General features: G+C 68.6%; 8 protein-coding genes and 3 pseudogenes. 3 read left to right on the top strand and 8 right to left on the bottom strand.

The features are described 5' to 3' along the window. Window positions 1-19 precede the first annotated feature (19 nt). The 3 genes from AB0368_RS36430 to AB0368_RS36440 all read right to left on the bottom strand — a co-directional run bounded on the left by AB0368_RS36430 (window position 20) and on the right by AB0368_RS36440 (window position 2,779). The gene (locus AB0368_RS36430) at window positions 20-637 is read right to left on the bottom strand and encodes an alpha/beta hydrolase (RefSeq protein ID WP_366158606.1); all 618 of its coding nucleotides are present in this window, start codon (window positions 635-637) and stop codon (window positions 20-22) included. Further along, window positions 549-1,694, bottom strand: coding sequence for an NAD(P)/FAD-dependent oxidoreductase (locus tag AB0368_RS36435; protein WP_366158607.1), 1,146 nt, complete (start codon window positions 1,692-1,694; stop codon window positions 549-551). Before AB0368_RS36435 ends, AB0368_RS36430 begins: the two co-directional genes overlap by 89 nt. A 410-nt stretch (window positions 1,695-2,104) precedes the next feature. Then, a complete protein-coding gene (locus AB0368_RS36440) occupies window positions 2,105-2,779 on the bottom strand; it encodes a TetR/AcrR family transcriptional regulator (RefSeq protein WP_366158608.1) in 675 nt (224 codons plus the stop codon). A 107-nt stretch (window positions 2,780-2,886) separates the two neighbouring features. On the opposite strand from AB0368_RS36440, the gene AB0368_RS36445 reads away from it, so the two are divergent. Then, on the top strand, window positions 2,887-4,332 hold the full coding sequence (locus AB0368_RS36445; RefSeq protein ID WP_366158609.1) for an MFS transporter: 1,446 nt from the start codon (window positions 2,887-2,889) through the stop codon (window positions 4,330-4,332). 528 nt (window positions 4,333-4,860) lie between these two features. Here the strand turns inward: AB0368_RS36445 and hxsC are convergent. The 5 genes and pseudogenes from hxsC to AB0368_RS36470 all read right to left on the bottom strand — a co-directional run bounded on the left by hxsC (window position 4,861) and on the right by AB0368_RS36470 (window position 10,410). After that, window positions 4,861-5,937 (bottom strand): His-Xaa-Ser system radical SAM maturase HxsC, encoded by a 1,077-nt coding sequence (gene hxsC, locus AB0368_RS36450; protein ID WP_366158610.1) that lies wholly within the window; start codon window positions 5,935-5,937, stop codon window positions 4,861-4,863. A 77-nt stretch (window positions 5,938-6,014) separates the two neighbouring features. Next, window positions 6,015-6,356, bottom strand: a pseudogene (locus tag AB0368_RS36455) (recombinase family protein); the annotation flags it as partial. Continuing rightward, window positions 6,278-6,556, bottom strand: a pseudogene (locus AB0368_RS36460) (hypothetical protein); the annotation flags it as partial. The pseudogenes AB0368_RS36460 and AB0368_RS36455, both read right to left, overlap by 79 nt. 836 nt (window positions 6,557-7,392) lie before the next feature. After that, on the bottom strand, window positions 7,393-9,723 hold the full coding sequence (locus tag AB0368_RS36465) for a PAS domain S-box protein (protein ID WP_366158611.1): 2,331 nt from the start codon (window positions 9,721-9,723) through the stop codon (window positions 7,393-7,395). Between the two features lie 333 nt (window positions 9,724-10,056). Beyond that, complete coding sequence (locus AB0368_RS36470; protein WP_366158612.1) at window positions 10,057-10,410, bottom strand: transposase; 354 nt, start codon at window positions 10,408-10,410, stop codon at window positions 10,057-10,059. A gap of 390 nt (window positions 10,411-10,800) precedes the next feature. Here AB0368_RS36470 and AB0368_RS36475 point away from each other — a divergent pair, with 390 nt between their 5' ends. Both AB0368_RS36475 and AB0368_RS36480 read left to right on the top strand, forming a co-directional pair. Beyond that, window positions 10,801-11,277 carry a VOC family protein gene (locus tag AB0368_RS36475; protein ID WP_366158613.1) on the top strand — a complete coding sequence of 159 codons (477 nt, stop codon included), beginning with the start codon at window positions 10,801-10,803 and terminating at the stop codon, window positions 11,275-11,277. 130 nt (window positions 11,278-11,407) lie between these two features. Further along, window positions 11,408-11,803: pseudogene (locus tag AB0368_RS36480) on the top strand (hypothetical protein); the annotation flags it as partial.

Raw genomic sequence — 11,803 nt, forward strand, 5'->3', positions numbered from 1 at the left:
GGCGTGCCAGCAGGCGGGGTTACTGCCCGGCGAGGAAGGCGTCGATGGCGGCGAACGTCGCCTGCGGGGCCTCGCGCATCGGCAGGTGCCCGCCGCCGGGGATCAGCGTGAACTGCGCGCCAGGGATGGCCTCGGCGTAGCGGCGGCCGAACTCCGGCGTGACGACCGTGTCGTTCTCGCCCCAGATCAACCGGGCCGGGACCGGCAGATCCGCGAAGCGCCCGAGCAGGCTCGGATCCTCCAGCCCGCCGGTGGTGTACGCGCGGAACGCGGCCATGTTGCCCGGCGGCGGCCCCTGCTGCGGCCCGCCGGGTGCCGGGCCGGTCGACGGTGGCGGGCCGGAGGGCATCGTCGGCGGGTGACCCTCGATCTGCGGGCCGACCGCGTCGATGATCACCAGTCGGCCGATCCGCTTGCCGCGATCGGTCACGGCCATCTCCGCGGCGACCCAGCCGCCGAACGAGACACCGAGAACGGTCACCCCGCTCAGCCCCTGCTGCTCGAGCAGGTCCAGGTAGACCCCAGCCAAGCCGGCGACGTCGGCCAGATCATCGGGACGCTCGCTGTCGTCCCACCCGGGATGGGTCGGGGCGATCACCCGATGTGCGCCGGCGAGGTGGCCGATCAGAGAGTTCATGCTGTCCGGGCCGGCGGCGCCGTGCAGCAGCAGGATCGGGTCGCCGTGCCCGGCCGCACGCACCGTCAACACGAGACCGGGACGCAGCGGCAGCACCGAAATCGAGGGGGAGGTCATGATGCGGGGATTCTTCCGTCAGTGGACTTCGGCGTCGGGGGGCGAAGGAGGCGAACATGTCGACCAGCGACTGCGGCGCGTTGTCGTCGAAGATCACCTCAAGGCTGTCGGCCGACTCCTTCGCGACGCCTTCGCTGCGCTCGAACAACTCCTTCTCGTACGCGGAAAGGGCCGTCTCGATGTCCCCCGGATGCGCCGCGATGGCCTTGCCGAGCTCGGAGCCGTCGAACATGGCCAGGTTCGCGCCCTCACCGGCGAACGGCGACATCACGTGCGCGGCGTCGCCGAGCAGCGTCACCCCGGGAATCCGGTCCCAGCGGTGCCCGACCGGCAGCGCGTTGATCGTCCGCGGGATCAGCGCGCTGCCCGCCTCGGTGATCAACGACTGGATCTCCGGCGCCCAGTCGGCGAACTGCTCCAGCAGCACCGCCTTGCCCTTGTCGCTGTCGGTCCAGTCGATCCCGTCCAGCCACTGCTTCGACGTCTTCACCGCGATGTAGATGTGCAGGCTGCCGTCGGTCTCCTTGTGCGCCAGGAAACCCTTGCCCGGCGCGAGCGCGAACAGCATGCCGCCACCGACCACCGCAGCCGGCGCCGGGTGCTTGCGGTCGGCGTCGAAGTGGTCGACCTCGATGAACGAGATTCCGGTGTACTCCGGCATGGCCTGCGACAGCAGCGGCCGGATCCGCGACCACGCGCCGTCCGCGCCGATCAGCACGTCGGTGGTGACCGTCTCGCCGTCGGCGAAGCTCAGCTCGTGCCGTCCGTCGCCGAGCGGTTTTGCGCCGGTGACCTTCTTACCCCACTTGATCGTGGCGTCGGGCAGCGAGTCGAGCAGGATCTGCCGCAAGTCGCCCCGGTCGACCCCCGGCCGGTCACCGGCGCTCTGCTCGTCGGACTCCTCCATCAGCACGGTGTTGTGCTTGTCGAGAATCCGCATGGCCTGGCCACCGGGGTGGATGATCGCCTGGAACTGCTCGAACAGACCGGCGTCACGCAGCGCGACCTGCCGTTGTAGTCGTGGATGTCGAGCATCCCGCCCTGCGTACGGGCGGCGGGCGATTCGTCCAGCTCGTAGATGGTGGCGGGGATGCCGTGCACGTGCAGGACCCGGGCCAGGGTCAAATCCGCCCAGGCCGGCTCCGACGATGGTGATGGTGGGCGTGCTCATGGCGCCTCCAGACGTTCAGACGAAGTTCGGCGAGGTCGGCGATCGTGAACGCGTTCGCAACGAACATGTTTTTTCAGGGTAAGTGCTGCCCCGGGGCGGGGCAGCGGAACGGCTTGTTCCCCCATCCCGGCCGGGGTCTTCGGCGAGGCGAAACCGGGCCGGGGCGGAGGGCGATCAGGTCAGGTGGTGAACAGGCCGTCGATGATCGTGGAGAACGTCCACCGCAGGCGCTGTTCGCCGGTGCCGGAGAAGATTTCCTCCCGGACGTCGACCAGGTGCGGGTAGGTGTCCGCGTTCGCCTCGGCCACCGCGAGCACGAGGTCTTGCTGCTCGCCCTCGGACTCGACGGACTCGTCGCGGCCGCTCTGCTCGGCGGCGATGCCGGTGGCGTGCTGCAGCAGCAGGTCGACACCCCACGCGGCCTGTCGGGCCGGCAGCCCACCGGCCAGCAGCAGCCCCACGATCGTGTCGAGCAGCCGCAGATAGTGCGGGCCGGACGGGCGCAGCGTCAGCACCGACCGCGCCAGGCTCGGCTGGGCGAACAACAGCTCGGTGTAGGAAAACAGCACACCGATCAGCTGCTCACGCCAGTCACCCGGCTGCCGCTGCGTATTGAGGTCCAGCTCGGCGACCAGCTCGTCGAGCATCGCGCCGTGCAGTTCCGCGGTGTTGCGCACGTAGACGTACAAGGACGCGGGGCCGGTGTCGAGTTCCGCAGCGAGCCGCCGCATCGTGAGTCGCTCCAGGCCCTCCTCCCGCATGACGCGCAAGGCGACCGTCACCACGCCTTCGCGGCTCAATGCCGGCTTGGCGGGCCGGTCACGGCGACTGACGGGGACACGACGTGGGCTCACAACACGATCGTAGCGAACACGTTCGACGATCGCGAACACCTGTGAGGTGGCGAACATGTTCGTTGTAAGTCTTGTTCGTAACGAACGAGTTCGTCATTGTTGAGGGCATGACCACGACCACCGCACCCGCTGGTGCTCCCGCGGCTGCTCCTGCTGCTGGTTTCACGGCGTCGACCAAGGCCATCTGGCTGACCCTGATCGTCGTCCTCATCGCCGACGCGCTCGACCTCATCGACGCCACCATCACCAACGTCGCGGCACCCAGCATCGTGCGCGACATCGGCGGCGGCGAATCGCTGGTCAAATGGCTCGGTGCCTCCTACGCCCTCGCTTTGGGCTCCCTGCTGGTGCTCGGCGGCCGTATCGGCGACCGGTTCGGCCAGCGCCGCACCTTCCTGATCGGCATGACCGGCTTCGTCGTCGCCTCGGCGCTTGCCGGACTCGCCCCCGCCCCGGCCGTCATGGTCGCCGCCCGCCTGCTGCAGGGCGCCTTCGGCGCGCTGCTGATCCCGCAGGGCATGGCCATCATGACCCGGACCTTCCCCCGCGAAGCCCTCACCAAGGCATTCGGCGCGTTCGGCCCGATGCTCGGCATCTTCGGCGTGGGCGGCCCCATCCTGGCCGGCTTCCTCATCGACGCGAACCTGTTCGGCCTCGGCTGGCGCCCGGTCTTCCTGATCAACGTCATCATCGGCGGCCTCGGCCTGCTCCTCGCGGTCAAGACCCTGCCGCACGTCGCGCCCGACCCCACCACCCGCATCGACTGGACCGCCGCCGCGCTGCTGACCGGCACCATGTTCACCCTGCTCTACGGACTGATCGAGGGCTCCAGCGCCGGCTGGACCGCGGTACCGGTCGGCTGCCTCGCCGCCGCGCTCGCGCTGTTCGCCGCCTTCGCCCGCCGCCAGCGCACCTCGACCAGCCCGCTGATCAAGCCGAGCCTGCTGCGCAACCGCAGCTTCGTCTCCGGCCTGGTCCTCGGCCTGCTGGTGTTCGCCGCCTTCAACGGCCTGATGTACGTGATCTCCCTGTTCTTCCAGTACGGCCTGCACTACACCCCCACCCACACCTCGCTGAGCCTGCTCCCGCTGACGATCGGCATCATCATCGGCTCCGGCACCTGCATGGCCCTGATCACCAAACTCGGCCGCATCCTCGTGCTCGCCGGCCTGCTCGTCACCGCCCTGGGCGCCGGCCTGTTCCTCGCCGCCGTCAACCAGTACGGCCTGCAGACCAACGGCTGGATCCTGACCACGATCACCCTCATCGTCGGCATCGGCGCCGGCACGTGCTTCGGCTCCATCTTCGACACCGCTCTCGGCGACATCGACCACGACGAAGCCGGCGCCGCCAGCGGATCGCTGAGCGCCGTGCAGCAGCTCGCCGCCGGCATCGGCTCCGCCGTCGTCACCACTGTCTACTTCCACACCGTCGGCGGCGGCCAAGCCCACGCCATGATCACCAGCCTGATCACGGTGCTCGGCCTGTGCCTGCTCTGCCTCACCGCCGTACCACTGCTACCCAAACGCGCCGCCGGCCTCGAACACCACTGACCACGCACTCACCGAATGCAGACGACGCGAGCGAGCCCGCTGCCAGCCGAAACAGCACGAAGCCTCGGCAGGCAGCGGGCCGACGCCGTCTGGGAACGGCGCACGGTCCACGTCCGTCCATCGGGCACGGTCCCGCACCCCAACGTGTTACGCGAGTAGCTCATCTCTTGCACACAGCTGTGGTGCTCGTAGAGTCGCTGCCTGCAGCCCCTGAGCTGGAGAAACACGCATTCAGGGCCATGGACCCCCCAGAGAACCCGCATATACGTCAACGGCGAGGCGTGGTGGTGGTACAGCGCGGTCGGCCTGGTCGCCACGCGGGGCACCCCGAAGCGGAGGCGGTCCGACGACAGGTCCGCCGAGCTCCGTGACTCGGGGAGGGCCAAGGCGACCGGTACGTGACCTGGCGCGCCGGCCGCGGCCTGCTGGCAGAGGCCCGGCACTATGATCGGTGGGCGCTACCGGCAACGCTGGTCAGCTCAGCGGCATCCGACGTGCGCCCCTCATCCGACGCAGGCGGCTGGTGCCCTACGCGACCGGCGCGATGTGGTCGCTGTGCCGGTGCTTCGCCGATGAGGCGAACAGGCCGCCGCAGGCCTCGCGGACCGTGCATGGCTCGCACTCGGGAAGGTACTGATTTTTCCAGTCGCTGATCGATCGCACCGCGAGTCGCCAGAGTCGACGATCCATGACGCAAAGCTGGTGGTTGTAGATGTCGGCACGCACGCCGGCGTGCATAAGAATGAATGCGGCCTCCGCGAGATCGGCGCGGTAGTCGTGCGGATCGACCCAGACGTCGGCCAGGTTGGCGCGGGCCAGGCCGGTCATCTCGAGGCCCATGAGCGCTACCTTCTCCACGAACGGGAGGTTCCGCCCGATGAACTCGGCGATCTCCACAAGCGCCGGCGCGGTGTGCTTCTGCACGACCACGCGGATCTCGATGCGCTGCCGCAGCCGGCCGAGGGCCAGGATGCCCGCGACTGTCTCGTCGAAGGCTCCGCGCGCCTGAACCACGTAGTCGTGCAGGGACGGCTCGGCCCCGAAAAGAGGGATTCCGACCATGAGGCGCGGGTTGCCGACGGTGGCGTATTCGGCAGCGAAGCGCGGGTCCGCGAACCTTCTGCCGTTCGAGAGCAGGTGGATTTCGGTGCCCGGCAGGCAATCGGTGGTGGTTCGCAGCAACGCGACCAGCCCGCTGCCGTACAGGGTGGGCTCGCCGCCCGTGAAGCCTAGTTCCGCCGCGGTGGACGGGAGCATTCGTACCAGCTCGGCCGCCCGGCGGAGGAGGCGCGAGTCGTCGCGTTCCTTGGGCGGCTGTGAACACATGAGGCAGTAGTTGTCGCAGCGCTCGGTCAACAGCACGCTGTTGTGCGGTGACTGCGAGCGCCACAGCACCTCGACGTGGGTACCGGTGGGGGAGCAGGCGATGATGTCGCCGGCGCGGAGGTAGTCCAGATGCGGTGGAAGCACGACGGCGTTCCGCGCCGGGCCGTCGGCCGAGCGACGCACGTGCAGCGCGCCGCCTGACTCAACCGTGCCGATGACTGCCTCGTTCGGGCCGACCGGCTGACCGTCGACGAGGCGCCGCCCGGCGCCCGCAAACATCGCAGATGACCAGGCCCGGTCAGCAGGTAGCGACGTTGAGCGGCGTCGAGCGGCTGGGCCCGGGCGGTGATCTTCTGCACGGCGACGAAGACCTGTTCGCTGACCAGGGCGGGATGCGCAAGATCGGTGGAGATCACCCACTGATCGCGGCGGTTGGGTCGCCGCACCGGAGGTCCGGCCGAGGTGCGGGCGCCCGGTAGGGATTCCTGGTGGTCGATGCGGTAGCGATTCCACACCTGCCGGCCGGTGTAACGCGGGTTCGCCAGGATCGTCGCCACCGCCCGCGGCGACCAGTGGCGGCCGTCGCGGTGCGGTTCCGGCCCGGATAATACGACGATGGGCTCGGAGCGCCGCGCTGGTTGAGGGCGGCGGTTATGGCCGCGACGCTGTGCCCGGCCAGGCGTTGCTCGAACATCCACCGCACGTGCGGTGCGGTGACCGGGTCGGGATCCAGGCGTAACAGCCGCCGCCCCGACGACGCCGGCCCGCGGCACTCGGGCGAGCCGGCAGCCCGGCCAAGCACCCAGACACATGCCGACGACTGAGAGTAACCCCCACCGAGAATTCCAACGATGCATAGGCCTGGACAGTGCTCGGTGAACGACCAGAACTGGTGCACAGGAACGGATAGAACTCCACCGACGACGGCCGCGCGCAGCGGCGCATACCGAACCTCGGGGAGAGCCTTGACCGACGGTGCACTGCCCTCATCCGACGCCGTCAACCGGACATATCCCCGACACTGTCGTCCGCCCGACGAAGGTCGGAACAACGCCGCAAAACGCTACGATATGTCGGGAGCCGGGCTTCTCGAGCGGCGGTAGTCAACCCAAGGGTTGCGCTCCTCTGCCAAGTGCACACTCATACGAGTCGGTTCCTCCATGGCCACAAGCAGCGCTGTTCGTAGCGTTGCAGCGCTCGCCAGGGAAGGCTCCGGACATGCCGAGTGGCGCCGCGGATGCCGGGGATGGCATGCCCGAGGCGGTGGGCTTGGGCTGCGACCGGGACCTGGTCGACCTCGGCCTGATTAGCAACATCTACGAGATCTGGAAACCTCAGGGCGCGCCTACGGCGCTGACCGCATCCACCAGCAGCTACGCCGCGACGGCATCGAAGGTGAGCTTCGCACGGTTCCCGGACCGTCCGTCCGGTTCGCGAGGAGCCTTGTGTCTCCCGTGGTCCGGCGTCGCTCATGGCGGTCTTGGACACCCGGCCGAGGGACTGGTGGGCCATCTTCAGGGAGCCTGGGTCGCGGGCTGTCCGGCGTACTCGCCGCAACTCGTCGGCGAGTTCTCGCGGCGCCGCTCTGGACGGTTGCGTGGTGTCGGGCGGCTCTGCCAGCGACACGCTGTCTCCTCAGCTCTGCCGATCCAGCCCGTCCCTCACGGCCTGGCCGTGGTGACAGCCGATTTGCGTGCACATCATCACGGTGGTGATGTCGGGAGTCGGTTGAGATTAGCCGGGTGGCGCGGGTTCCAGGGCGAGGATGAACAGTGAGCCGCCGGTCGGGTTGGGTTCGTGGTGGATTTCGCCGTGGTTGGCTTGGGCGAGGCCGCGGACGATGTACAGGCCGAGGCCGGTGCCCTTGACGGTGGTGGCGTCGCGGTCGGCGCGGGCGAGGCGGTGGAACAGCTGCGGCCGGAATTCTTGCGGCACGCCAGGTCCGTTGTCCTCGACCTGCACGCGCACGCGCCCGTCGCCGTCTGGGCCGGTGGGCGACAAGATGCGGATGGCCGTGGCGCCGCCGGCGTACTTGGCGGCGTTCGACAGCAGGTTCGTCAGCATCTGTAGCAGGTGTGCCGGGTTGACCAGCACGGTGGCGTCGTCGCCGAGCACGGGCAGGTGCTCCTTGTCTGTGGCGGTCAGCGCCTGCGCGATTTGTTTACGCAGCGAGACGGGTTGGCGTTTGGCGTGCAGGTTGCCGGCGTCGATGCTGACCATGGCGAGGACCTCGCGGACGATGTCGTCGAGTCGGCGGGCCTGGCGGTCGATGGTGTGCAGGATGCGGTCCCGGGCGTAGTCGTCGAGGCTGCTCGCGGGGTCGGTGAGGATTTCGGTGTAGCCGAGGATCGCTGCGAGCGGGTTGCTGATCTCGTGGCCGAGCATGCCGATGAGCTCAAGCTTGAGCTGGTTGGCGGCCTCGAGTTCGGTGTTGCGTGCGGCCAACGCGGCGGCGGCCTCGTCGCGGGCGCGTTCGGCGGCACGGCGTGCCGAGACGTCGGTCACCACGCAGATGAGGTGTTTCGGGTGGCCGACGGTGTCGCGGACCACGGAGATGGTCCCCTCGGTGTCGACCCAGTGGCCGGCGGCGTGCCGCAGCCGGGCCTGGTCGGTGTAGGCGTCGACAGCACCGGCGAACAGGGCAGCGGTCTCATGGCGGCTGGTGTCCAGGTCATCGGGGTGGATCAAGTCGCGGGCGCGGGCGCCGACGATCTGCTCCCTGGGGCGCCCGAGCATGGCGGCGTATGCGGGGTTGACTTCGATGAAGGTGCCGTCGAGGGCCAGGACGACCTGCCCGGCCGCGGAGTAGGTGAACTGGGCGCGGAAACGCTGGTCGCTCTCGGCCAGGGCCTGGTCGGCGGCGCGGGCTGCGGTGACATCGCTGTTGATCTCCAGGACCCGGCAGGTCCCCGGGTCGCCGCCTTCGTCGGGCTCGGCCTGGTGCAGCACCTGGCGGCTGAACACGGTGACGGTCCGCCCGTCCGCGGTGAGGTGTTGCAGCTGGCCCTCCCAGTGCCCGTCGCGGCGCAGCCGCTCGGTCAGCTCGCTGACGCTGCCGCCGTCGGGGAACGTGGTGCGCAGCAGGCGGTGGGTGGTCTTGCCGGTCGCCGCCGTGAGCGGCCAACCGTAGAGGGCTTCGGCGCCGGCGTTGCACCACAGGATCTCCCCGTCCAGGGACCGGACGATGAGGCCTGCGGGGATCAGCTCCAGCAGCCGGGCCTGTTCCTGCAATTGAGCGTTCGCGGCGCGTCTGGCGGTGATGTCCTCGCTCTGGACCAGCCGGTGCCGCTCACCGGCCGGCCCGCTGATCGCCGTCAGTTTCAACCGGGCCCAGACCACCGACCCGTCCGGGCGCACGTAGCGTTTGTCGAACCCGGCCACGGCGCCGGGGTTCTGCCCTACCTGTTGTCGTTGCCGCTCGTTGTCGACGCGATCGTCCGGGTGGGTGAACTCGGCGAAGCCACAGCCGAGGATCTCGGCCGATGGGCGGCCGAGCAGCGCCTCGAACGCGGCGTTCACCCGGATGAACCGGCCGTGCTCATCGGCGATCGCCATGCCCAGCGGGCTCGCCTCGAACGCCTCCCGTGACTGCTCCTCGCGGTGGCGGAGCGCCTCCGGCGTGACAACCGACTCAGACCCGTCTCGGGCCAGCGCCGCCAGCCGCTCCTGGCTGCGCCTTTGCGCCGTGACATCGACGATCTGCCACAGCATTTGCAGGGGCACACCGTAGGCGTCTCGTACCACGGTGGCGGTCACCGTGCACCAGATCACCTGCCCGTCGCTGCACACGTACTGCTGGTCTCGTTGGACACTGGGCAGGTCACCGGCGAGCAGCCGGTCTCCGGCGTCGCGGTCGGCGTCGCGGTCGTCGGGGTGGATCACCGACGGTAGGCCGATCGCGGCGAGTTCGTCGGGCGGGTAGCCGAGCATCGCCGCCAACGCCGCGTTCACGTGCAGGCCACGTCCGTCCGGGTATGCCTCGGCCATACCGATCGGCGAGGCGTCGAACAGCGACCGGAAGCGCGCCTCGCTGTCGGCCATCACCCCGTGGTCGCTTCGGCTCACCGCCGGTTCACCGCCGTCCCTGCGCAGCCGTTGCGGCGCCAGCATGGCCGTGGGTGCCTGCGGCGCCGCCAATCCTCAGAACATTCACCACCGCCACGATGTGCGGCAGGATGCCCACACATCGTAATGTCGTGGTGAGGAAGAAGAGCGTGCCCCGCGGAACACGTGCACCGGGTCGTCGCAAGCTCTGAGAATTCCGAAATGCCGGGTTCCGGGCTTAACGGAATCGTCAACGCGCCCGAACGTGGGCACTCCCCAAGTGGCGACACGTGCTCGCGCGCACGCGCTACCGGGCCGCGCCCGGCGAGGATTTCGACGGCGCGGGACAATGAGTCAGACGGTGCCGCTGAGTTCGGTGTCGGAATGCGCATCGGTGGCGTCGGTCTTGCGGCCCTGGCCGGTGGCGAACACTCGGGCCCGCGCGGACAGCTTCGGCGGGACGTCGACGACCAACTCGCCGTCGGCGAGGAGCCGGGTGGCGATGTGCCGGCCGATGCCCTGGCATCCTTCGACAGCCCAGACCCGTTCCGGCCACTGTTTGGCGTACTTGAGCATCGCTGTGTAGCCGGCGCGGTCGGTGTTGAAGCGGCCGGTGCCGAGGATGCTCTCGTCGCGGGTCATCACCTCGATGGTGGCGGAGCGTTTGCGTGGATCCATGCCGATGACCACACGCTGCGAAGGATTCATGTGCCCTCCGTTGCTCGATGCGACAAGTTCGTCGAGCGGGGAGGGCATCGCTACTTTGAGCTGTGCAAGCCTCTCTTGAGCCTCTCCCTGCCCTGTAGCGACGCCCGGGCCTGCGCAGGCCAAATGTGAGCCACACCAAGGTGGGCAGCCGAAAAGAGAGCGACAGCCCGGACGTCTAGACCGAAGCCTGGCCGGGCCGCGGTCCTAGAGCAATGAAACAAGTAGCCGATGACAGGGCGCGTCCGCTGGGTCGCGGGTCACGTCTTCGCCGAGAAGTGGCTCCGTCCGCGCCGGCTCCGCTGCTCCTGTCTGGGCCCCCGATGTTCGATAAGACGCCGACCTTCTGTGTTAGCGATACCGCGGACGGCGGCGCTTTGACACACTGCAGTTGTGAAGCTCCCCATTATTGGCGTCCGCCAGATCAAGTTGCCTGTGAGTGACCTGGCGATCAGCGCCCGGTGGTACGCAGATCTCTTCGATCTGGAACTGGCCAACGAGTTCTTTGAGGACGACGCAGTCAGAGGTGTCGTCCTTGCCAATCACGAAGCGGGGTTCGTGATCGGGCTGCGTGAGCGCGAATATTGTGCGAGCAGTCCGGTCCTAGACGGCTTCGATGTATGTGCCTTCATGCTCCGGACAGCAGAGGAAATGTCGACCGTAGTTGATCGCTGCGCCGAGCTCGGTATTGAACATGGCGACGTCCACGACCGCGGAGACTTCGGGATTGCGATGGACATCGCCGACCCGGACGGGACGGTACTGCGCTTCGTGGCCGGCCCGCACACCGGGCCTCCAGGCGCATTCGCCGGAATCGAGTTCGGTTCCGGGCCGCCGATCCTCTATGACCAGCCCCGACTCCGCTTCTAGCTCGAGTGCCCTACGGTCGGAACGACCTCAACTGCCGCCGAGCGGGCGTCAGGGAGGGTGGCCGGGCTGTGACCGAGGTGGTGTCCCGTCGTGCCGAGTTGAGTGCACTCAACTCGGTACTGAAAAGGCAATGATGTTGCATTTTTCGCGCGCCATTATAACGCGTGCGCAGTATCCCGCCCATTTCGTCGCGTGCGATGTGTTACGCGACGCGCGCGGCCGGGAACTTCTTGATCAGCCCTTGGCGGGGAGGCGGCGTCGGCTTAAGCGTCTGCTGGCTTCAGCGTGCTCGCAGCTGACCCTGTGCCCGCAGACGCGCGACGAGAAGATCGCGAGGTCCTGGCTGGCGGATTGGTCGGCATCCGGTATCGAAGGCCTGCTGGTCAAGCCCTCGTTCGAAGCCGTCCTCGCTTTCGAGGAGTCGTTCGGCGCTGCGCGGCGAGCGCGAGGAGGACGCCGCGCTGCCGGTGAGCTGGCGGCGATGGCCTCCGGCGATTCAGCGCGCGCGGCGGTAGTGCATGGCCAC

The sequence above is a fragment of the Actinoplanes sp. NPDC051475 genome, assembly GCF_040689425.1.
Taxonomy (GTDB): Bacteria; Actinomycetota; Actinomycetes; order Mycobacteriales; family Micromonosporaceae; genus Actinoplanes.